This window comes from Brachybacterium sp. Z12, from assembly GCF_014400405.1.
Classification (GTDB): Bacteria; Actinomycetota; Actinomycetes; order Actinomycetales; family Dermabacteraceae; genus Brachybacterium.
On sequence record NZ_CP060496.1, the window covers coordinates 3,082,153 to 3,103,697 of the forward strand.

Below are 21,545 nucleotides of genomic sequence, written 5' to 3' on the forward strand. Positions count from 1 at the left end.
GGAATACAGGCCCGAGAGTCGGGCGGGGGGGGAAGGCGGACCCGAGAGCCGGGAGGATGGTCAACAGGCCCGAGGTCCGGGCGGTGGTCAACGAACCCAGGAGCCGCCCGCGAGTGGGGTCCGCGGAGGAAGGGGCCGATCAGTGCGGTGCGGGGGCCTCCGTTGCGGCCGCGGTCGCTCTGGCCCCCGCCTGCAGCGCCTGGGCGAGGTCGGCGCGAAGGTCGTCGGGATCCTCGACGCCGATCGACAGGCGAATGGTGGTGAGGTCGATGCCGGCGTCGGCCCGGCCTTTCTCATCCAGGCGCGAATGAGTCGTGGTCGCGGGGTGGACGACGAGGGAGCGCACGTCGCCGATGTTGGCGACCAGGGCGAACAGCTCGAGGGAATCGATGAACGTCTCGACGACGTCCGGACCTCCCGCCAGATCGAAGGAGAAGACGCTGCCCAACCCTTCGGGCAGCAGGCTGCTCACGAGCTCGTGCTCGGGATGCCCGTCCAGCCCAGGGTGGTGGACGCGGGCCACCTCGTGCCGCTCATCGAGGAAGCGAGCCAGCTCGAGAGCCGTCGCCGTCTGTCGGCGCACGCGCAGCTCGAGGGTCTCGATGCCGAGCAGGATCTGCGAGGCGCTGGTCGGCGAGAGCGTGGGCCCGAGGTCGTGGACGCTCTTGGCCCGGGCCAGGACCAGGAAGGGGTGCGGCCCTCGCTGCCGTCGAAGGCGTCGGTGAACACGATGCCGTCGAACCGACGATAGGGCTCCGTCAGGCGCGGCCAGCGCGCGGGACCGGCGGTGAAGTCGAACGTGCCGCCGTCCACGATCACGCCCGCGATCGCCGTCCCGTGGCCACCGAGGTACTTGGTCGCGGAGTGCACCACGATGTCGGCGCCGTGCTCGAAGGGGCGCAGCAGCACCGGGGTGGCCATGGTGTTGTCCACGACGACGGGGATGTGCGCGGCGTGGGCGACGTCCGCGATCGCGCGGAGATCCGGCACGGTGAGAACCGGGTTGCCGATCGACTCGAGGAAGAAGCCACGAGTGGTGTCGCGGATCGCCCCACGCCATGCCTCGGAGTCGAGGGGATCCACGAAGGTGACCTCGATGCCGAGATCGGCGAAACTGTCGCCGAGCAGGTCCGAGGTGCCGCCGTAGAGCTTGTTCGAGGCCACGAAGTGGTGCGCGCCCGGCCCTGCGGCGGCGATGAGGGTCAGCAGGGAGACGGCGACGGCCGCCTGCCCGGAGCCGAGGGCAAGAGCGCCGGCCCCGCCCTCGAGGTCGCTCACCCGGCGTTCGAGCACCGCATTGGTGGGGTTCCCGTTGCGGCTGTAGATGTTGCCGGGCCGGCTCAGGGCGAAGGTGTCGCGGGCGGTCGCGAAGTCCGCGAACTCGTAGGCCACCGACTGGTACACGGGAACGGCCACCGTGTTCTGCGGGACGCCCGGCGTGTACCCGGCGTGGACCTGACGCGTGGACAGCGCCCTGGCGCGGCCCGTCGGGGCTCCTGGGGGCCGCGTCCTCTGGGTGTCCTGCTCCGAGGTCGCAGCGGTGCGGTGTGTCATCGCGGTGAGTTCCTCTCTGATCGCTGCCCGTCATCCTGCGTCACGACGCCACCTCCCCGCACCCTCGTGAAACTTATTGGCCCCATAAGTCCAACCATGAACGCGAAGCGGCGCTAAGGCTCTCTCCCGTGCCACCGTGTGCCCCAGCGCTCCCTCGGGAGACGGCCCGGGCCCCGCGCCCCGGTGACCGATCCAGTCGACCAGTCAGAGGCAAGATGGTTCCCCAGCCCCCGCAGAACCCAGCAGCGGTCCCGCAGCGAGGACGCATGCTGCCGCGCCGGGCCCTGATGCTCGGCGGGCTGCTCGGCGCCGCCGCCCTCACCGCCGGCTGCGCCCCTGCCTCGGGAGCCCTCGGCGGGCTCGGCGGGCGGGGCGGGGACTCCGAGGGACTGCCCAACTCCCTCACCTGGGGGTGGCGGCTGCCGACCACATGGGACTCCGCCCGCGGCATCGGCTACGACGTCCACGTCCTGTCCCTCGTCCACTCGGGCCTGACCCGCCTGGATCCCGACGGTGAGCTCGCCCCGGACCTCGCGCACTCGTGGACCTACAACGACGCGGGCGATGCCGTGACCTTCCACCTGCGGCCGGGCCTGACCTTCAGCGACGGCACCGCGGTGGATGCCGCGGCGGTCAAGGCCGGGCTGGAGCGCAGCCGGGACCTGCCCGGGGCCACGAGCGCGCAGTCCCTCGCGGTCATCGTGGACATCACCGCCGACTCCGAAACCGATGTGACGCTGCACCTGGCCGGGGTGAACCACCAGGTTCCCCTGCTGCTGGCCGGTCTCATCGGCCATCTGGTCTCGCCCGCGGCGATCGCCGCGGGTGTCGAGCTGAACGTGGCGCCGGTGGGGGCTGGCCCGTTCGTCCTGGACGGGTACGTCCCTGGATCGCACGCCCGCCTCGTTCGCAACCCGGAGCACTGGAACGCCGGGGAGATCCTCCTGGACGAGCTGCGGGTGGTGCCGCGACCGGCGGAGGCGGTGACCTACGCAGGCCTGAGCTCCGGCCAGTACGACATCGCCCACATCGACGACTCCCAGATCGAGCCGCTCGAGCAGGCGGGGTTCGGGATCACCACGGGCACGTGCTTCAACGTCCACACCATCGAGGTCAACAATCGCCACGCTCCCTTCGACGATCCGCGGGTGGTCGAGGCGTTCAACCGCGCGATCGACCGCGACGCGATCATCGAGAGCGTCTTCTTCGGGCACGGCGAACCGGACTGGCAGCCCTTCACCCGCGACCTGCAGGGTTACGACCCCGCACTGGACCGGCACTGGGACCACGACGTGGAGCGGGCGCGCAGCCTGCTGGCCGAGGCCGGTCACACCGACCCGATCTCCGTCACCTTCCACGTGCTCAGCGAAGGGGATGACACCTCCTCGAGGATCGCCGAGGTGATCCAGGCCCAGACCGCCGCGGCGGGTTTCGACCTCACCCTGGAGATGGCGCCGCCGGGCTCCGGCCAGAAGGCGGCGCACTCGTACACCTTGTACATGTCCTCCTTCTCCGGCCGGGAATCACCGGTCCAGGCGCTCGAGGTCCTCTATGACGAAGACGGGTGGATGAACATCTCCGAGCAGCATCCGAGCGGCTTCGACGAGGCCCTCGACCTGGCCCGCCGCACCCCGCTGGACTCCCCCGACTACACCTCGAACCTGCAGGCCGCGACCCAGCTCGCCGTGGTCGGTGCGACCCCGCACGCCTGGATCGCGAACTGGAACCGCGCCCATGCGATGAACGGGCGGGTCACCGGCTTCACGCACTGCCGGCACACGCAGCGCTTCGAGGGCGTGGGGGTGCGGTCATGAGGCGCATCGTGCCCCGCGCGCTCCTGCGCGCCGTCCCGGTGCTGCTGGTCACCGCCGCGATCACCTTCCTGCTCGGCGCGTTCGCGAAGCAGGAACCGGCCGAGCTGCTGCTGGGCGAATCGGCCACCGCCGAGGCGGTCGCCGCGCTCGACCACGAGCTGGGCCGGGACCGACCGCTCGTGGTGCAGTTCCTCACGTGGATCGGCGATGCGCTGCAGGGAGACCTCGGCGCGAGCTGGTTCACCGGCATCGCGGTGACGGACACGATCACCCAGCGCCTGCCGGTGAGCCTGTCGATCGCCGGCCTGGCGCTGCTGCTCGCGGTCGCGCTCGGAGCAGGTGCGGGGATCCTCGCCGCCCTGCACCGTGGCAGCTGGATCGACACCGCGGTCACCCTCGCTGCGTCGACGCTGGCGACCCTGCCGCCGTTCGTGGTCTCGATCATGCTGATCCTGGTGTTCGGCGTGGCCGTGCCGGTCCTGCCCACCGGCGGTTTCGTCCCCTTCACCCAGGATCCGGCGGGCTGGCTGGCCTGCATCATCCTGCCGGCGATCGCCCTCTCGCTCGAGGCCGCAGCGGATATCGCCCGTCAGCTGCGCACCGCCCTGGTGGCGACCTACGAGGAGAACTTCGTGATCGGCGCCCGGCTGCGCGGCCACTCCGAGGCACGGATCCTGCTGCGCCATGCACTGCCCCATGCCGCCGGCCCGGCGCTGTCGGTGGTCGGCCTCCAGGTGCCGCGGCTGATCGGTGGTGCGATCATCGCCGAGCAGATCTTCTCCCTGCCGGGCCTGGGCCTGATGGCCTTCGAGGGAGCGACCCAGGGTGACATGCCGGTGGTGCTCGGCGCGGTGATGGTGACCGTCCTGGCCGTGCTGCTGAGCACCTTCGTGATCGACCTCCTCCTGACCGCGCTGAACCCCGAGGAGCGCACTGCCGCCCGCACCGAGAGGACCTTCGCATGACCACCTTCCGTGCTCTGCTGGCCCGGCCGACGGCCCTCGCGGCCCTGCTCGTCCTCGGCGTCGTGGCAGTCCTGACCGTGTGCGGCGGGTTCATCGCCCCGCATGACCCGCTCGCGCAGAACACCTCGGACGTGCTGGCCGCGCCGTCGGCGGCGCACTGGCTGGGCACCGACTACCTCGGCCGCGACATCCTCTCGCGGCTGCTGGCCGGTTCCCGGCTGTCCGTGCTGGCCGCCCTCGAGGCGGTGCTGATCGCCCTCGTGCTCGGCACCGGCGCGGCCCTGGTGGCGGTCTTCGCGGTGCGGCCGGTGCGCTGGCTGATCGAGCGGATCTTCGACTCGTTCATGGCGCTCCCCTTCATCACCTTCGCCGTGGCGATCGGTGCGCTGCTGGGCAACAGCATCCATGCCGCGATGATCGCCGTGGGGATCCTGGCCGCGCCCACCTACTTCCGAGTGGTGCGGGCCGCGGTGCTCGAGACCGTCCACACGCAGTTCGTGGAGGCGGCGCGGCTGTTCGGGGTCCCGGTCCCGCGGATCGTCGTCACCCACGTGCTGCCGCGGATCGTGCCGGTGCTGCTGGTGACCTCGGCGAGCGCGCTCGCGGCGAGCCTGCTGGTGGTGGCGAGCCTGACCTTCCTCGGGGTGGGGGTCCAGCCGCCCACCCCCACCTGGGGCGGCATGCTCGCCGCCGATCTGTCCTATCTCGCCGCGCGGCCCGCCAATCCGGTGGGCCCGGCGCTGGCGATCATGGTCACGGTGGCGGCGCTGGGCGTCCTGGTCGACAGGCTCCGCGATGTGCGCACCGGGGCAGGGGCCCGCCCCGACGGGACGGCGCAGGACGCCCCCGCCGAGCTCTCCGAACGCGCCGCCACTACCGACGACGCCGACGGCGCGCGCACCACCGAGACGACCACGACCCCACCGCTGCAGCGACCCCGCTCGGGCGGCGCGGAGGTCGAGACCGACCGGGCACTGGTCGAGATCGAGGATCTGCACGTCCATGCCGAGTCCTCCGATGCGCACCTGGTGCGCGGCGTGAGCCTGCGCGTCCCCCGCGGCTCGAGCGTCGGGATCCTGGGCGAATCCGGGTCCGGGAAGACGATGACGGTCAAGTCGCTGCTCGGGGTCCTGCCCGACGGCGTCTCCGTCACCGGGGGAGCATCGCCTTCGACGGCCACGACCTCACCGCGGGTGAGGCCTCGTGGAAGGACCTGCACGGGCGCCGTATCGGCACCGTCTTCCAGGATCCGGCCACCTGGTTCACCCCACACCTGACGGTCGGCGCCCAGGTCGACGAGGTGCTGCGCCACACGCTCGGCCTGAGCCGGAGCGAGGCGGCCGCCACCCGCGCCGAGCTGCTGGCCCATGTGGGCCTGCGCGAGGTGTCCAGGGTGGCCGGCCAGTACCCGCATGAGCTCTCGGGCGGGATGCTGCAGCGAATCCTGCTGGCGATCGCGGTGAGCGGCGAACCAGATCTGCTCGTGGCCGATGAGGCCACCACCGCGCTAGACGTGACGGTGCAGGCGGAGGTCCTCGCCCTGGTGCGCAGGCTGCGCCGCGAGCATGCGCTCACGGTGCTGATGATCTCCCACGATCTGGCCGTACTGGCCCACAGCTGCGACTACCTCTACGTGTTCCGCCACGGCGTGGTGGTCGAGGAGGGACCGACGGACGCCGTCCTGCGCGCCCCGCAGCACCCCTACACCCGCACTCTCGTCGCCGACCACACCGTGTTCGGGATCGAGGCCGTCCGCGCCGCCGGAGCGGCGTCGGGCGAGCCGGCCCGTCAGAAGGAGGCAGCACCGCTATGACCACCACCGCGATCACCGACACCGCCCTCGCCCGGGCTCCCGAGCACCCGGCGGTCCTCGACAGTCCACCGCACCCCGCCCTGGCCGTGCACGATCTCGCCATCCGCTACGGCGACCGGGAGGTGCTCCATGGCGTCAGCCTGGAGGTCGCGCCCGGCGAGGTGGTGGGCCTGATCGGCGAATCCGGCTCGGGGAAGACCTCGCTCGCACGCAGCGTGCTGGGGCTGGTGCCCACCACCCGGGGCACGGTCGCCGTCGACGCCCACGAGGTCAGCGGCTACACCCGCGCACGCTGGCGTGCGTTCCGCCGGGCCGGGCACGCCCAGTACGTGTTCCAGGATCCGCTGCGCAGCCTCGACGGGCGTTTCACCGCCCGGGACTCGGTGCTCGAAGGGGCCCGCCAGACGTTCCCAGCCGCCCAGGCCACGCAGCATGCCGAGGACGCCCTGCGCACCGTCGGCCTGGCCCGCTCGCTGTGGGACTCCCGGCCCGCCCAGCTCTCGGGCGGTCAGCGGCAACGGGTCGCGATCGCACGGGCCCTGGCCGTGGACCCGGTGCTGCTGGTCTGCGATGAGCCGGTCAGCGCACTGGATGCCTCCAGCCGCATCGAAGTGGTCCGCACGATCGAGGCCGCGGCCCGGGCCGGCACCGGCATCCTGCTCATCTCCCACGATCTGTCCTCGCTCGGCGCGATCGCCGATCGGGTCCTGGTCCTCCATGACGGCGGGATCGTGGAGAGCGGGACCGCCGCCGAGGTGCTGGGCGCTCCCCGGCACCCCTACACGCGCCGCCTCATCGACGCGATCCCCACCCTCGAGGGCGCTCGCGCACCGCGTTCGCCCCGCCACACCTCTCACTGAAGGAGTCAGCAATGGCAGAGATCCTCGGCATGCTCTCGTCCCAGCGCGGATCCGAGACCGATCCGGTCACCGGCCCCGCCGTCGACCCCGGGTGGATCCGCGAATTCGCCCGCGCCCACGAGGAGGCCGGCTTCGACCGGGTGCTCATCGGGTACTCCTCCGCCTCGCCGGATGGGTTCGCACTCGCCTCCGCCGTGCTGCAGGCGACCGAGCACCTGGGCGTGCTCATCGCCCACCGGCCGGGCTTCGTCGCGCCGACGGTGGTGGCGCGCAAGCTCGCGACTCTCGACCAGCTCTCCGGCGGCGGGCGGGTGGCGATCCACCACATCTCCGGCGGGTCCGACGCCGATCAGGCGCGCGACGGGGACTTTTCCACCAAACCCGAGCGCTACCGCCGCACCGCGGAGTTCATGGACCTGCTGCGCCGTGCCCTGGATTCCCACGAGCCGCTGGACTACTCCGGGGAGCACTACCGGGTCCAGGACGCGCAGAGCGCCGTGCATCCGGTGACCCCGGGCGGGATCCCGCTGTGGTTCGGTGGACTCTCGGAGGACGCGGTGCAGGTGGGCGGCGAGCACGCCGACGTCTACGCGCTCTTCGGCGAGACGAAGGCGGAGGTGGCCGGCCGCACCGCGGAGATCCGCCGGGTGGCCGCGGCCGCCGGCAACGAGGCGCTGAGGTTCTCGCTGTCGACCCGGCCGGTCGTCGCCGAGACCGAGGAGGCCGCCTGGGAGAAGGCCGATGCGTACCTCGAGCAGGCGCGGACCCTCAAGGAGGCCGGCGCCGTGAACAACCCGCTGCGGCTGCGCCGCCACGCCCCGAGCGAGCCGACCGCCGTCTCCGCCGATCGCCTCCAGCGCCTCGCGCATGAGCGGGACGTGCACGACGAGCGGCTGTGGTTCGGGATCACCAAGCTGATGGGTCCGCAGGGCAACTCCAGCGGGCATGTGGGCACCGGCCAGCAGGTCGCCGACGCGCTGCTGGAGTATTGGGACCTTGGCGTGGAGAACTTCCTCATCCGCGGCTTCGACCAGCTCGGCGATGTGCAGGACTGGGGTGAGCTGCTGATCCCGGCGCTCCGGGCCGGGATCGCGGAGAAGCAGGCGGCGCAGAGGGAGGTGCTGGCGGGGGTGTGAGACGAGAGGTGCCTGCGCTACACCACTATGCGGGACTCAACTCAGGTCGCTCGGCGCCGAGACGTCGTCCAGCACCTCAGAAGGCGTCCTAACCAGATCATAGGGGACCCTCCGCACAGCAAGATCGACCATCGCAATCTGTGACGGCTTCGGCGGAAACGAAGGCGTCGGGCCCATGTCCCGACCGTCGCCGCGGCCCGTCACCGCGGCCACAGGCTTCCCGCCCGGCCCTCGGCACGTAAGGCGCAGGGAGCCCGCCCCTCGTGACAAGGACGCCCCTGGGGGTGGTCGTCATGCTCCTCGAGGGCTTCGTGCGTAGTCTGGGCGCGCCCCGGCACCTGCTGGGCGATCACGTGTTGCTACGAGCAGACGGTGCCGGCTTGGCGGCGAGGGCCGACGGCCCAGCACCCGACGTCCCGCCCGACGGCACCGTGGTCGCCGTGCTGGCACACCTGCGCCGCGGCTCGCTGCAGGTGGCGCCCGGCGAGCGGGTGGCCGCGGGGCAGCAGCTCGCCGAATGCGGGAACTCCGGCAACTCCTCGGACCCGCACGTGCACTTCCAGCTGATGGACGGCCCGGACATCACCACAGCGCACGGCCTGCCGTTCGAGTGGGAGTACCTCGGCGAGGACGGTGCGCCGAGGCGCGGGGTGCCGGCGAACGAGGAGCTGTTCGTCGTGGGGATTTGAGCCGAAGGATGCGCCCGACGGAGGTGGACGAGGAACGCCGGCGCTACTCCCCATTACGACGAGCGACGAGTTCGAACGATGCACGACCACCGGCGCGGGCCCTTCGTTGTGCACGCTCACGCTCCACCGCACGATCTCTCCGCACGGCTCCTGGGGCACTGCCTCGACGAGCTCGAGCGACAGCAGCCGGTGGTGCCTCCAGATATCGATGTGGTCCGGCGTCGTCGACTCGGCACCCAGGACACCGCACACCGCTCCGCTCGCATCGACCAGCGCAGCCTGCAGCTCGGCGCTGACGGTGCTGCCGTCCTCGTCGAGGGCGTCTTCCGAGCACCAGACGCGACCGTCCTCTCGGGAGCCATTGAGGCCGGTGCAGGCGGTCAGGTGGAGCGTGGTGAGTGCCTGCAGCTCCTCCTCATCAGCGGCCTCCAAGGGCAGGTCCACTGTCATGACGACTTCGTCGGCGCCGACGGCGACGGTGCGGGGAAGCCCCGCCTCCGAGTTCTCGAGCGTCTCCCCGTCCACGGGTTCGGCGCGCCAGGTGCCTTCGATCTGGAAGGTGGTGCCGTTGGAGGCGACGTCGTCGTAGGGGGCGGAGGCCTTGATGCTGCAGTCGATCGCGCCGTCCTCGGGCACGCTGATGATCCCCTGGTTGCGGTACGGCGTCACTTCGCCGGTGAGCATGTTCTGGGTGCCGCCCACCGAGATGCCGGGGCCGCCCGCCTGCGGTGAGCAGCTCAGTGTGATCCCCAGGTACATGGAGCGTCCGCCGCTGCCCTCAGGTTTCATGCTTTCGAGGTCCATGGTCACCACGTAGGTGGCGCCGGCCTCGGCCCAGAAGGTGTTCTGCGCAAAGCGGGTCTCCTCGGGCACGGTGAGCGTGACGTCGTCCACGGTGGAGACGGGGGCGAGGGGAAACGGTGGCGGCGTGACCGGAGCAGCCGACGGTTCCGGAGCGGTCTGCGAGGCGCCATCTCCCTCACGGTTCAGCATCACAGCGAGAACCACCACGAGCGCCACCGCAAAGAGCCCTCCGAGGAGGAGCCGAACCCGACGGCGCCATACGACGTGCGGGTCGACCTCGGTCATCGCCGTCCTTCGGGGAGTCAGGGCTGCTGGCCCGTGCCACAGTACTGGGCAGCACGCACGCGGGCGACGTCGGGGCGCTCCTGATGCCATCTAAGATGAGCGCCAGCCCATTCCCATCTCGGAGGTCCGCTGTGCCCGTCCCGTTGTCCAAGAGCATTGCGTCTCTCCGCAAGGCCTTCTGGCATTTCCGGCAAGGTGGTGCCGCCCAGGTCAAGCTCTGGTGGAGCCGCGAGGACTCGACGAGGCTGGCCTCATTCCGCAAGGGCCTCTGGCATCTTCGCCATGGCGGCATCTCGGGGTTCCGCACCTGGCGAAGCCGTCAGGCCACCCGGCGCGCACAGCCGTCGGGAGCGCACGGAGAGCGGTCGGGAGCGCACGCGAGCTCAGGATCTGCAGTCCGCAACTCCGACCTGGCACGTGAGGGCTTCCCCTTCCCCGAGATGCGGCCCGAGCCGGAGTACGCGCCGCGGCAGGATCACGTGCTGTACATGCTGCACAACGCCCTCCCCCACCACTCCGGTGGGTACGCGACCCGCACGCACGGTCTGCTCACCGAGCTGAACCGTGCTGGCTGGGATGTGGACGGCGTGACGCGCCTGGGCTACCCCTACGACATGCCGAAGATGGCGGATGTCCCCGATCTGCCGCACCACGAGCGCGTGGGCGAGGTCGACTACCACCACCTGCTCACGGGTCGCCAGATCGAGAAGAAGAACCCGATGTTCGACTACACCGAGCGGTACACGGAGGCTCTCCTCCCGCTCGCCCGGGCGGAGCGCGCGGCGATCCTCCACGGGGCCTCGAACCACTGGAACGGTCTGGCCGCGGTGAAGGCCGGCCGCATCCTCGGGATCCCCTCGGTCTACGAGGTGCGTGGGCTGTGGGAGGTCACTCGAGCATCGCGCGATCCCGAATGGGGTCGCAGCGATCAGTACAAGTACCTCGCACGGATGGAGGCGGACACCGCTCGCGGCGCCACCCGCGTGCTCGCCATCACCGAGGCGCTCAAGGCGGAGCTTGTGGACCGCGGCGTCGACGCCGACAAGATCACGCTCGTCCCCAACGGCGTGGACTCCGAGCGCTTCACCCCCATCCCCCGCGACGAAGAGCTCGCCGCTCAGCTCGGAGTCACCGGCAGGACGGTGATCGGCTATGTGGGCACCGTCGTGGACTACGAAGGCCTGGACCTGCTGCTCGAATCCGCCGCCGCCCTGAAGCGCACCCGCGAGGATTTCCACGTCCTGATCATCGGGGACGGCGCCAAGCTCGAGGAGCTGCAGGCCGCGGCGAAGGCTGACGAACTCGGGGATGTCATCACCTTCACCGGGCGGGTGCCGCATGAGGAGGTGGAGCGCTACTACTCGATCATCGACATCACGCCCTTCCCCCGCCTGCCGCTGCCGGTGTGCGAGATGGTCTCCCCCTGAAGCCCTTCGAGGCGATGGCGATGGGCAAGGCCGTGGTCGCCTCCGACGTCGCTGCGCTGGCGGAGATCGTCACCCCGGAGTGAATGGTCTGCTGCATGAGAAGGGCAGCGCCGAGTCGTTGACCGAACAGCTCACGACCTTGCTCGACCAGCAGGACCAGGTCCAGCTGCTCGGCAAGCAGGCCCGCCAGTGGGTCGTGGAGAACCGCGACTGGCGGCAGCTCTCGGCGCGGATCGCAGAGGTCTACTCCGAGGTGACCCGCTGAATACTTCGATGCTCCTCCGACGGACGGCCAGCCGATGACCCTTGATCTACTCGCGGCGACCCGCCAGGACTTCGTCACCTCGTTCCGCCCAGCAGATGTGAAGCAGCTGCTCACTGGGCGACTTCATATGTCACCTCATCCGGCGTGGGCCCTCCCAGAGGAGCCCACCTGGAAGGAGGACCCGTTCACAGACAGGAACTGGACCTTCCAGTACCACATGCTCCGCTGGTTGGAGCCGCTGCGTCGCGCCGCGGCGAAGGGTGACCAGCGGGCGTACGCGATGTGGTGGCGATGGACAAAGGACTGGGTGGAGAAGAACCCTCGGTCAGCACCCCAGTCTCCCTGGGCGTGGACTGATATGTCCGACGGGATCCGCGCACAGCAGCTCTGCCTCGCCGCTCCACTGATCGCGAGGCAGGACCCGCAGCAGCTGGAATGGCTCGAAGCAGTGATCCGTGACCATGCCGAGCACCTCGCCGACCCGAAGTTCATGGGAAACGCGAACCATGCCCTGCACCAGCAGGAATCGCTCTTCGTCTGCGGCCGCGTGCTGGGGGACGAAGGCCTGTGGACGCTCGCCGCCGACCGCATGAGCGCTCTTCTGCACGAGCAGTATGACGAGCAGGGCGTCAATGCCGAGGGCGCTGTCGCTTATCACTACAACAACTACCTGTGGTGGGAGCGTGCGCTCAAGCGCTTCGATGCGGAGCGGATGCCCCGCCCAGATGGCGCGGACCGTCACCTCCATGCCCCCGAGGAAATCGCCCACGCCACGCGACCCGACGGGACGCTGGTCTCCATCGGGGACACCGATCTTCAGAATCCGAAGATGGTCGAGAGCCCGTTCACGACATTCGTGACGTCCAATGGCAGATCGGGCACCGCCCCCAAGGACCTGGTGAAGGTCTACGACGCGGGCTATGTGTTCGGTCGCAGCGGCTGGGGCACTCGATCGCGGCCGTACGCCGACCAGACCTTCTACTCTCTTCGTTTCGGTCCGTCGCGCCGGGTGCACGGCCATCCCGACGGAACATCGCTCACCTATTCGGCGAGCGGTGTGAACTGGCTGGTAGATCCTGGGAAGTACCAGTACGACAAGAGTCCAGCGCGCGCCCATTTCACGTCGCGCGCTGCCCATTCCGTGCTCACGATCGAGAACCGCAAGGTCTTCAGGAACGCCGATGTCCAGCTGGTGAGTCAGCTGACGACCTCCCGGATCCACGACTTCACCCTGGAGGACGACAGCTTCTCTGGCGTCGAGCTGCGCCGCCGGGTCATCTTCTCGATCACTGGCGAGTACCTCGTGGTCATCGACCATGTGGCATCGAAGCGGAAGGTGACCGGAAACCCAGCGTTGGCAGTTGGGGCCGGATGTCGAGGCCACGGTGGGAGACCACCAGGTCGGCCTCGCCTCGGGCGAGCGCCGTGGGGCCCTCTGGTTCGACCAGGCACCATTGGATCTGTCGACGGTCACCGCGCAGGACGAACCCTTTGACGGCTTCGTCTCGACCGGGTGGAAGAAGATGGCGCCGGCGACGGCAGTTCTGGCTCGACGCTCCGGCACGGAGCTCCGTTTCGTCACCGTGCTCGCTGCGGGCCCCGGCGGCACTCCGACGGTCGATCCCGTGCCCTTCGGCCAGCCTGACTGGATCTGCTTGGACATCGATACCGGGAGGCTCCGTGAACGGATCCTGATCTCCCCGACCGCGGTGTCCCTCCCCACCATCCCGTCCACCACGCGGCTGTAGAGGACGTCCCCGTTCAGGAATGCGGAGTGGTGATGACTCAGCGGTAATTTTTCGTGCAGGTGTCACGATGATGTTGTCTAGGTGACAATCGGGCCATTGCCGTCCGTTCGGGATCCCCCGCGAGATACGGTGACCTGAGCACGCCCTATCCCCCCTCATGTCCAGGAGTTCACGATGAGCCCGAACGCTCCCCTCGATACCGTCAGCGTCATCGGTCTCGGCTATATCGGTCTGCCGACGGCCGCAGTCCTCGCGCAGGCGGGCAAGACGGTCATCGGGGTCGACGTGAAGCAGGCGAACGTCGACGCGATCAATGCCGGCACCGTCCCCTTCGTTGAAGAAGGGCTCGAGACCGTCGTCGCGGGCGTCGTCGCCCAGGGCAAGCTCTCCGCGCAGTTGGAGACGCCGAAGGCTGATGCGTACATCGTCTCCGTACCCACCCCGTTCAAGGGCGACCATGACGCGGACCTCTCCTACATCGAGGCTGCCGCTCGCGGAATCGCTCCTCAGCTCTCCGGTGGTGAACTGGTAGTCCTCGAGTCCACCGCCCCTCCCGGAGCGACCGAGCACATGGCCCAGGTGATCCTGGATGCCCGGCCCGAGTTCACGCTCGAGCCGAACCTCCCCAACTCCCTCTACGTCTCGCACGCCCCGGAGCGGGTGCTTCCCGGCCGCATCATGATCGAGATGGTGGAGAACGACCGCATCATCGGCGGCATGACGAAGGAAGCCGCGGAGATGAACCGCGAGCTCTACGCGAGCTTCTGCCGCGGCGAGCTGCTGCTCACCGACGCGAAGACGGCGGAGATGGCGAAGCTGACCGAGAACGCCTTCCGTGACGTGAACATTGCCTTCGCGAACGAGCTGTCGATCATTGCGGACCGCCAGGGCATCGACGTCTGGGAGCTCATCGAGCTCGCCAACCACCACCCGCGCGTGAACATCCTCCAGCCCGGCCCGGGCGTGGGTGGACACTGCATCGCCGTGGACCCGTGGTTCATCGTCTCTGCCGACCGTCAGTTCTCCAACCTGATCCGTACGGCCCGCGAGGTCAATGACTCCAAGCCTGAGCTCGTGATCGAGAAGGTGCTCGAGAAGGCTGACCGTTTCACGAACCCGACTGTCGCGGCCCTCGGCATCGCGTTCAAGGCCAACATCGACGATCTGCGCGAGTCCCCCAGCCGCAACATCGCCGGGGCCCTCGCCGAGAAGCTCACCGAAGGCACCGTGCTCGTCGTGGAACCCAACGTGGACGAGCTCCCTGCAGAGCTCGCGGCGAAGGACAACGTCGAGCTGACCGAGCTCAGCTCCGCCCTCGAGCGCGCTGACATCGTGCTGCTGATGGTGGATCACGCCCCCTTCAAGGAGGTCGACCGCGATCTCCTCCAGGAGAAGATCGTCATCGATACCAAGGGCCTGTGGCGCTGAGCGCTTCTGCATTTCCGTGGTCACCCTGCCTCACGACGCTGCGGCCTCCGCGCGTCGTGGGGCAGAGGCGTGTCCCGCGGGCCTGCGCACGGCAGTCCCACGACTCTGGGCGCGACCTATAGCGCTCCTCCGGCGCGCTGTCTCCTGGGACAGTAGATTCAGACGCACCGCGTTCTGTTCACGAGACCTGAGTGCCCGGACGCCGTGCACTGCCATCGGCCTGTGACACCCACCCTCCCCCGCTCCCCTGGACTGAAACGGAACGAGTCATGAACTACGACGAGACCCGCCCTGCCGATGAGATTCAGCTCCTCCGCGCCCAGGAAGCGATGTCCGATCCGGTCTCCTTCCTCCGGCGATTCGAGGGGCTCGCCGCTCGTGACCGCCGTCAGAGGCAGCAGATCAAGACTCTGGAGACGCAGCTCAAGTCCGCTGCGAGGACAGCGGAGACTGCCACACAGCAGAAGGTGACGATCCGTCGGCTCGAGCAGAAGCTGCAGAAGCTCGAGCAGATGCACCGCACCAAGCGGGACGAGCTCCTGGAGCGCCTGACAGACGCGCAGGAACGGCACGTGGAGAGCGTGCGGGAGAGTCGACGGCTTCGTGAGGACCTCGAGCGGGTACGCGGGTCACGGACATTCCGTGTCGGCAAGGCCGTGCTGAGCCCCACCAAGATCTTCCGCGGATCCACAACGGCACCGAACGAGGGGCCCGTCACCGACCAGTCTCCGGAGCTTCCCCCGCGACGGCCGCAGGCGACGCAGCGCCCCTGCAGTCCCCTGAGGAACTGACGCCAAAAAGGCCCCACAGCCTGTCGCCAGCAAGGCCGTTGACTCGGAGCTCACCACGGCGCCGGCAGCGATCGTCGCGCACGCCCCGCAGGCGACGTCTCCCTCGGTTCGCGCCGACGCCCCGGCAGCAGAGGAACCCGCGTGGGAGTCCCCGCTTCCGGTGGGACAGCGCGATCTGGAGACCTTGCGCCACGAGCTCGAGGTCCATCCGGACCCGGCGACCTTCTACCGGGTCCTGAACCGCAGCTGGTACGGGCACGGCATGATCGATGAGCCCGCACAGCTGATACTCGACCACCCCGAGCTCGTCGATGCGCTCGCCGCCCGGGAGCGGTCGATCGCCGATCGCATCCTCGGCGATCACCGGCTCCGCCATGACGGCGTCCCGGTGCCGCCTCGCGCCGAGGGGATCGCCTACCTGCCCGAGCCCGAGCGGGTCATGTATTGCGTGCACTCCACTCCGGCGTTCAACTCCAACGGGTACTCGACGCGCACCCGCGGTGTCGCGAACGGATTCCATGATTCAGGCACCGACGTTCGCGTCGTCGCACGCGCCGGCTACCCGTGGGATACCCGCGCCGATGTGCCCAAGCCCGCCGCGGTGCGCTCCGTGCGAACCCTCGATGAGGTGCCGTACGTGCATCTGCCCGGCACCGGTCTCGGCACCGTGCCCATGGACCGCTATCTCATCGAAGCTGCAGATGCCTTCACCAGGGAAGCACTGCTCCAGCGCCCGTCGGTGATCCAGGCCGCGTCGAACTACCGGACTGCGATGCCCGCTCTGATCGCGGCTCGACGGGTTGGCGTTCCCTTCGTCTACGAGATCCGCGGCTTCTGGGAGATGTCCCAGGCTGCGGACAAGCCCGCATGGGACGGAAGCGAGCAGTACCGCACCATCGAGCAGCTCGAGACTCAGGTCGCGCAGGAGGCGGATCACGTTCTCGCGATCACCCGTCAGGTCAAGGACGAGCTCCTCCGGCGAGGGATCCCCGAGCACAAGATCACCGTCGCGCCCAACGCTGTGGACACGGACGAGTTCGTGCCGCTCCCCAAGGACGCCACCTACGCGAAGTCCCGGAAGATCCGCACAGACGTCCCGGTGATCGGCTTCGCCGGCAGCATGGTCGGATACGAGGGACTCGCCACGCTCATCGAGGCGTCCTCCACCCTCTCGAGCCAGGGTGTGGACCATCAGGTGGTCATCGCGGGCTCCGGCCCGGCGGACAAGGACCTCCGTGCCCTGCGCGCAGAACTCGGTGCGAAGGAGGTGATGTTCTTGGGTCGGCGTCCGATCGAGGAGATGCCGCGCCTGCTGAGCACCTTCGACATCGTGCCGCTGCCCCGCCTCTCCCTGCCGGTGACCGAGATGGTCTCGCCGCTGAAGCCCCTCGAAGCGTTCTCCACCATGAAGGCGGTGCTGCTCTCCGATGTGGCTCCGCATCGGGACCTCGCTGGGAAGACGGAGGGCCGGGCGCGTCTGTTCCGGGCCGGCGATGCGGAGTCCCTCTCCAAGGCTCTAGCGGAGCTGCTCACCAACGCGGACGCACGTCGCGACCTCGGACGGTCGGCCCGCCTCTGGGTCCTCGACGAGCGCACCTGGACCACCGTCGCCCGCACGATGAGCGCTGCTCACCGCTCGGCGGTCGCGGACTATGCGGCCTCGGTCGCGCCCATGAGCGTCGACCTCAGCGACGTCACGATCGGCCTCATTGCCGACGAGTTCACGACCAAGTCGATCTCCGCCTCGGTGAACACGGTCGCCATCGATCGCGAGCGCTGGCTCGCCCAGCTCGAGCAGGATCCGGTCGATCTCGTGCTGGTCGAATCCGCCTGGTCAGGGAACAACGGGCAGTGGCATCGTGCTGTGGGCGCGTACGAGCCCCATGAGCATCAGGACATCCAGGACCTGCTCGGCTACTGCCGGGAGAACGGGATCCCGACCGCCTTCTGGAACAAGGAGGATCCGATCCACTTCCAGCGGTTCGAAGCGACCGCTGCGCTGTGCGATCACGTGTTCACCACCGATGGCGGAATCATTGGCCGCTATCTCGCCACCCCCGGCTCGGTCGCACGCACCGTGTCCTCGATGCCGTTCTACGCGCAGCCCGCGATCCACAACCCGCTGCCCACCGAGCGCGCCTATCGCCACACGGTCGCCTACGCGGGGACCTACTACGGTGACCGATACAAGGAACGCTCGCGGGATCTGTACCGCATGCTGGAGGTCGCAGCAGGGTTCGGACTCACGATCTATGACCGGCAGGCCGCCTTCCCGGACTCCCCGTACAAGTTCCCGCCGGAGTTCGCCCGCTTCAGCGACGGAGCACTGCCGTATGACGAGGTGATCGATTCCTACAAGTCTCACCTCGCTCATCTGAACGGCAACTCGGTGATGAACTCCCCGTCGATGTTCTCGCGCCGCGTGGTCGAGATCGCCGCCTGCGGCGGCATCGCACTGTCTGGCCCCGGCCGGGGAGTCGAGGAGACGTTCGGCGGGCTCATCCCCGCCTCGAAGGATGCCCTGTACTGGCGAGCCCTCCTCCACTCATGGTCCACGGACCCGGAGGCCCGGGTGCGCGAGGCCTGGCGCCAGATGCGTGCGGTGCACCGTTCGCACACGGTGCTGACCGCGATGACGCTGCTGCTGCGCACTGCGGGAGTACCGGTGCGGGCCCCTCGGCTCGACGACTACGCCGTGGTGCTCACCGCGAGCTCGGCCGATCTCGTCAACGGGGTCCTCACGCAGTCGTACCGGCCCCGTGAGGTGTTCGTTCCCGGTGGTTCGACCGAGACCACGCGCCGGCTTGAACTCGCCGGGATCACCGTCCGTGACTCCTCCGAGGCGGGCCAGGCCGATTCTCGCTGGATCGGGCTCATGGATGCTCCGCTCCCCCGCACCTGGTTCGAGGACCTGCTTCTGGCCACCCGCTTCGGGAGCTGGGACCGCATCGACGCGGAGAGGGCCGGTGCTGATTCAGTGGGTCGCACCCTGGCCGCGCCCGGTGCCTCGGAAGGCTCCTCCACAGGGCTCGTGGCCACGGTGATCTCGAACGGATCCCCCACGGTGGAGGACGCCCTGCGTACTCGCACCGAAGACGCCGTCACGCTCCTGGTGGCCGCGCCCCGCGCGGAAGAACTCTCTGCCCGCACCGCCGCAGACAGCCATGCTCTGGATGCTCCGCCAGCCGCGCCACAGACGATCATCGTGGCGGGTCACGACCTGAAGTTCGTGGGACCGCTGGTCGGCGCCCTCGAGTCCGCCGGGCACACGGTGCTGATCGACCAGTGGGAGAGCCACACCCAGCATGACGAGGAACGCTCAATCGAGCTGCTGGCTCAGGCCGACACCGTCTTCTGCGAGTGGGGGCTCGGCAACGCGATCTGGTACTCGAAGCATGTGCGACCCCAGCAGCGGCTCGTCGTGCGGGTGCACTCCCAGGAGCTGTTCCGCCCCTATCTGAGCCGGGTCGACCACTCCCGCGTGGATCGCTATATCTTCGTGGGCGAGCTGATCCGCCGCGCCGCCGTGGAGGGGCACGGGGTCCCGGAGGCGAAGACGCAGCTGGTCCCGAACTTCGTGCGCACCGAGGATTTCGCTCTCGAGAAGCGAGAAGGCGCCGCCAAGACCATCGGGTTCGTCGGAATCGTCCCCCGCGCCAAACGCCTGGACCTCGCGGTGGACGTGCTCGCCAAGCTTCTCGAGGTGGACCCGGAGTACCGCCTGGTCATCAAGGGACGCCGCCCGGAGGATTTCCCCTGGATGGTGAACCGCCCGGACGAGATGGACTGGTACCGCGAGCAGTACTCCCGTATCGAGGAGATCAACGCCGCTCACCCGGGGGCAGTCACCTTCGACCCTCAGAGCGATGACATGCCCGAGTGGTATCGAAAGATCGGGATCGCGCTCTCGGTCTCCGATTTCGAGTCGTTCCACCTGACCATCGCCGATGGCGCGGCCTCCGGGGCGCTTCCCGCATTGCTGGCCTGGGCAGGAAGCGACTTCCTGTACCCACGGGAATGGCTGAGCGCTACCGTCGACGGGACGGTCGCATCGATCCATGCGCGCCAGGAACTGGTGCGCACCGAGCATGAAGAGATCGAGAGGCGGTATGCCATGAGCACATCGATGCCCGCGCTCCTGAATGCTCTCGAGGCGGCGGACGTACAGACCGGGCGCCCCTCATGAACAGCGCGGATCCCACGACCCCGGCACGGCGCTTCTCTCGCGAGATGGCCGAACAGCTCGCCTTCGGCGCGCCGTTCGCACCGACGCCACAGGACGCGCAAAAGGCCGCTGCCCTCGTCGCAGGAACCCTCGACCTGCCGCCGAACAAGACCTGGAGGATGCCGGCGGAGATCACCTGGTACGAGAATCCGTTCAAGGAGCCGAACTGGGTCGCCCAGTTCCACATGCTCCGCTGGATCGATCCTCTGCGTCGGCAGGCGGAGAAGGGGAATGTCGCCCTCCTCGACCTCTGGCTGCATATCGCGGAGGGATGGATCGAGAAGAACCCTCCAGGTCGGGGACGCGCCAACTATTCCTGGGCCGACATGATCGAAGCTGCGCGGGCCATGACGTTCGCCTTCGCCCTCCCCGTGCTCGAGGACCATCACCCGGAGAAGCTGCCGATCTTCCTCGACTCGCTGGAGCAGCACGGTGAGTGGCTGGCTGAGGAGAAGCACATCCGCACCGGCAATCACGCGCTGCAGCAGCACCAGGGACTCCTGGTCATCGGGACCGTGCTGGAGCGCCCGGAATGGGTCGAGCTGGCGGTGCAGCGAGCAGAGCAGATGCTCCATGAGTCGTATGACGATCAGGGGATCAACGAAGAGGGAGCAGTCCAGTACCACCAGATCAACTTCCTCTGGTGGAACGCCCTCGGGAAGCGGGTGCAGATCGCGACCGGCTCCACCCCGGACGCGTTTCAGCGGGTGGCCAAGGCTCCCCTCGCGATGGCTCATGCGACCCGCCCGGACGGACGGTACGAGCTGATCGGTGATACCGAAGAGTTCACCCCTCGCGCACTCGGCCATCCGGCGATCGACTATGTGAGCAGCGCCGGCGCGAAGGGCATCCCCCATTGGACAGGGTGGCCGTGTTCGGCTCGGGCTACGCCTACGGCCGCTCCACCTGGGGAGACTCGCGCCAGCGCTTCAAGGATGCTTCCTTCTACAGCCTCCGATTCGGGCCCCAGAACAGAATCCACGGCCATGCCGACGGGATGGCGCTCACGCTGTGGGCCGGCGGCGAATCACTGCTCGTCGACTCGGGGAAGTACGCGTACGACGCGAAGGATCCTTACCGAGCTCATCTGCTGAGCCGCGAAGCCCATAACTCGGTGACGATCGCGGATTCCGAGTATGACAAGACTGCTGTCGTCGAACTCGTCGCCTCGAGCAGGCACGACGACTTCGAGCATTACCGCTTCGATGACCACGGCTATGCAGGCGTGCAGCTCACGCGGAACGTGCTCATCTCTCTGCGCTGGCAGGTCGCCGTTCTGGTCGACTCCTTCACCGCCGACCGTGACGTCACCATGAGCCAGTGGTGGCACCTGTCCCCGAGGCGAGCCATCGGCGAGAGGACCCTGCCATCATCGCGCGCACGCCGACCAATGAGCTTCGCCTCGCCTGGCCCGAGGACAGCACTGCTTCTCGGATCACCCGCGGCACGAAAAATCCTTACCAAGGATGGTTCTCACCGACCTGGCGCAAGCTCGAGCCGACCCGCACCATCCAGGCGATGACCTCCGGGCGATCCGGCCGCATCGTCACGGGGCTCAGCTTCTCCCCGGCTGCTGCTCCGCGCTCCCTCGAGGTCACGGCAGCTGATGAGCAGGAGGGCCTGCTCCTGCACATTCAACGCGGCGACAGCCAGAGATTCACAGCGCTCGTCCAGGACTCTGCCGCAGCACTCACCCTCGGAGACCACACCGCGTCCGAAATCGCGCTGGCCCTGAGATAAT

20 protein-coding genes and 1 pseudogene are annotated in these 21,545 nt (G+C 68.7%); 19 read left to right on the plus strand and 2 right to left on the minus strand.

From position 1 onward, the window contains the following. Positions 1-139: 139 nt before the first annotated feature. Both H3H54_RS16330 and H3H54_RS16335 read right to left on the minus strand, forming a co-directional pair. A complete protein-coding gene (locus H3H54_RS16330; protein WP_262426515.1) occupies positions 140-772 on the minus strand; it encodes a PLP-dependent transferase in 633 nt (210 codons plus the stop codon). Between the two features lie 83 nt (positions 773-855). Further along, positions 856-1,554, minus strand: a pseudogene (locus H3H54_RS16335) (PLP-dependent transferase); the annotation flags it as partial. A 266-nt stretch (positions 1,555-1,820) separates the two neighbouring features. On the opposite strand from H3H54_RS16335, the gene H3H54_RS16340 reads away from it, so the two are divergent. The 19 genes from H3H54_RS16340 (at position 1,821) to H3H54_RS16430 (ending at position 21,544) form a co-directional block, all read left to right on the plus strand. After that, positions 1,821-3,368: an ABC transporter substrate-binding protein gene (locus H3H54_RS16340; protein ID WP_262424681.1), complete on the plus strand. Its 1,548-nt coding sequence runs from the start codon at positions 1,821-1,823 to the stop codon at positions 3,366-3,368. Between the two features lie 8 nt (positions 3,369-3,376). Continuing rightward, entirely contained in the window at positions 3,377-4,333 is a 957-nt protein-coding gene (locus H3H54_RS16345) for an ABC transporter permease (RefSeq protein WP_262424682.1), read from the plus strand. After that, entirely contained in the window at positions 4,330-5,610 is a 1,281-nt protein-coding gene (locus H3H54_RS16350; protein ID WP_262424683.1) for an ABC transporter permease, read from the plus strand. Before H3H54_RS16345 ends, H3H54_RS16350 begins: the two co-directional genes overlap by 4 nt. After that, entirely contained in the window at positions 5,496-6,146 is a 651-nt protein-coding gene (locus H3H54_RS16355; protein ID WP_262426516.1) for an ABC transporter ATP-binding protein, read from the plus strand. The genes H3H54_RS16350 and H3H54_RS16355 overlap by 115 nt, the downstream gene beginning before the upstream one ends. Next, positions 6,143-7,006: an ABC transporter ATP-binding protein gene (locus H3H54_RS16360; protein ID WP_262424684.1), complete on the plus strand. Its 864-nt coding sequence runs from the start codon at positions 6,143-6,145 to the stop codon at positions 7,004-7,006. Before H3H54_RS16355 ends, H3H54_RS16360 begins: the two co-directional genes overlap by 4 nt. Positions 7,007-7,017: 11 nt before the next feature. Then, positions 7,018-8,142: an LLM class flavin-dependent oxidoreductase gene (locus tag H3H54_RS16365; RefSeq protein WP_262424685.1), complete on the plus strand. Its 1,125-nt coding sequence runs from the start codon at positions 7,018-7,020 to the stop codon at positions 8,140-8,142. A gap of 293 nt (positions 8,143-8,435) precedes the next feature. Beyond that, complete coding sequence (locus tag H3H54_RS16370) at positions 8,436-8,831, plus strand: M23 family metallopeptidase (RefSeq protein WP_262426517.1); 396 nt, start codon at positions 8,436-8,438, stop codon at positions 8,829-8,831. 604 nt (positions 8,832-9,435) lie between these two features. Next, the gene (locus tag H3H54_RS16375; protein WP_262424686.1) at positions 9,436-9,648 is read left to right on the plus strand and encodes a hypothetical protein; all 213 of its coding nucleotides are present in this window, start codon (positions 9,436-9,438) and stop codon (positions 9,646-9,648) included. Positions 9,649-10,360: 712 nt separating this feature from the next. Further along, positions 10,361-11,347: a glycosyltransferase gene (locus tag H3H54_RS16380; RefSeq protein WP_262424687.1), complete on the plus strand. Its 987-nt coding sequence runs from the start codon at positions 10,361-10,363 to the stop codon at positions 11,345-11,347. Beyond that, on the plus strand, positions 11,326-11,430 hold the full coding sequence (locus H3H54_RS16385; RefSeq protein WP_262424688.1) for a glycosyltransferase family 4 protein: 105 nt from the start codon (positions 11,326-11,328) through the stop codon (positions 11,428-11,430). The genes H3H54_RS16380 and H3H54_RS16385 overlap by 22 nt, the downstream gene beginning before the upstream one ends. After that, complete coding sequence (locus H3H54_RS16390) at positions 11,427-11,612, plus strand: glycosyltransferase (protein WP_262424689.1); 186 nt, start codon at positions 11,427-11,429, stop codon at positions 11,610-11,612. Before H3H54_RS16385 ends, H3H54_RS16390 begins: the two co-directional genes overlap by 4 nt. Before the next feature lie 34 nt (positions 11,613-11,646). Next, a complete protein-coding gene (locus H3H54_RS16395) occupies positions 11,647-13,107 on the plus strand; it encodes a heparinase II/III family protein (RefSeq protein WP_262424690.1) in 1,461 nt (486 codons plus the stop codon). Positions 13,108-13,135: 28 nt separating this feature from the next. After that, on the plus strand, positions 13,136-13,360 hold the full coding sequence (locus H3H54_RS16400; RefSeq protein WP_262424691.1) for a hypothetical protein: 225 nt from the start codon (positions 13,136-13,138) through the stop codon (positions 13,358-13,360). Between the two features lie 174 nt (positions 13,361-13,534). Beyond that, on the plus strand, positions 13,535-14,788 hold the full coding sequence (wecC, locus tag H3H54_RS16405) for a UDP-N-acetyl-D-mannosamine dehydrogenase (RefSeq protein WP_262424692.1): 1,254 nt from the start codon (positions 13,535-13,537) through the stop codon (positions 14,786-14,788). A 269-nt stretch (positions 14,789-15,057) separates the two neighbouring features. Next, a complete protein-coding gene (locus H3H54_RS16410; RefSeq protein ID WP_262424693.1) occupies positions 15,058-15,579 on the plus strand; it encodes a hypothetical protein in 522 nt (173 codons plus the stop codon). A gap of 160 nt (positions 15,580-15,739) precedes the next feature. Continuing rightward, on the plus strand, positions 15,740-19,765 hold the full coding sequence (locus H3H54_RS16415) for a glycosyltransferase (protein WP_262424694.1): 4,026 nt from the start codon (positions 15,740-15,742) through the stop codon (positions 19,763-19,765). Between the two features lie 44 nt (positions 19,766-19,809). Beyond that, positions 19,810-20,898: a heparinase II/III family protein gene (locus tag H3H54_RS19775; protein WP_395962978.1), complete on the plus strand. Its 1,089-nt coding sequence runs from the start codon at positions 19,810-19,812 to the stop codon at positions 20,896-20,898. After that, positions 20,802-21,326, plus strand: a complete 525-nt coding sequence (locus tag H3H54_RS16425) for a heparinase II/III family protein (RefSeq protein WP_395962980.1) — start codon at positions 20,802-20,804, stop codon at positions 21,324-21,326. The genes H3H54_RS19775 and H3H54_RS16425 overlap by 97 nt, the downstream gene beginning before the upstream one ends. After that, complete coding sequence (locus tag H3H54_RS16430; RefSeq protein ID WP_262424696.1) at positions 21,323-21,544, plus strand: hypothetical protein; 222 nt, start codon at positions 21,323-21,325, stop codon at positions 21,542-21,544. Before H3H54_RS16425 ends, H3H54_RS16430 begins: the two co-directional genes overlap by 4 nt. Position 21,545 lies beyond the last annotated feature (1 nt).

Bases quoted from the DNA above. Each gene is read 5' to 3' on its own strand.
- H3H54_RS16340 (WP_262424681.1), top strand. From the start codon at position 1,821: ATGCTGCCGCGCCGGGCCCTGATGCTCGGCGGGCTGCTCGGCGCCGCC.
- H3H54_RS16365 (WP_262424685.1), top strand. From the start codon at position 7,018: ATGGCAGAGATCCTCGGCATGCTCTCGTCCCAGCGCGGATCCGAGACC.
- H3H54_RS16350 (WP_262424683.1), top strand. From the start codon at position 4,330: ATGACCACCTTCCGTGCTCTGCTGGCCCGGCCGACGGCCCTCGCGGCC.
- H3H54_RS16395 (WP_262424690.1), top strand. From the start codon at position 11,647: ATGACCCTTGATCTACTCGCGGCGACCCGCCAGGACTTCGTCACCTCG.
- H3H54_RS16425 (WP_395962980.1), top strand. From the start codon at position 20,802: ATGGCGCTCACGCTGTGGGCCGGCGGCGAATCACTGCTCGTCGACTCG.
- H3H54_RS16370 (WP_262426517.1), top strand. From the start codon at position 8,436: ATGCTCCTCGAGGGCTTCGTGCGTAGTCTGGGCGCGCCCCGGCACCTG.
- H3H54_RS19775 (WP_395962978.1), top strand. From the start codon at position 19,810: ATGGCCGAACAGCTCGCCTTCGGCGCGCCGTTCGCACCGACGCCACAG.
- H3H54_RS16400 (WP_262424691.1), top strand. From the start codon at position 13,136: ATGGCGCCGGCGACGGCAGTTCTGGCTCGACGCTCCGGCACGGAGCTC.
- H3H54_RS16380 (WP_262424687.1), top strand. From the start codon at position 10,361: ATGCGGCCCGAGCCGGAGTACGCGCCGCGGCAGGATCACGTGCTGTAC.
- H3H54_RS16410 (WP_262424693.1), top strand. From the start codon at position 15,058: ATGAACTACGACGAGACCCGCCCTGCCGATGAGATTCAGCTCCTCCGC.
- H3H54_RS16360 (WP_262424684.1), top strand. From the start codon at position 6,143: ATGACCACCACCGCGATCACCGACACCGCCCTCGCCCGGGCTCCCGAG.
- H3H54_RS16430 (WP_262424696.1), top strand. From the start codon at position 21,323: ATGACCTCCGGGCGATCCGGCCGCATCGTCACGGGGCTCAGCTTCTCC.
- wecC (WP_262424692.1), top strand. From the start codon at position 13,535: ATGAGCCCGAACGCTCCCCTCGATACCGTCAGCGTCATCGGTCTCGGC.
- H3H54_RS16375 (WP_262424686.1), top strand. From the start codon at position 9,436: ATGCTGCAGTCGATCGCGCCGTCCTCGGGCACGCTGATGATCCCCTGG.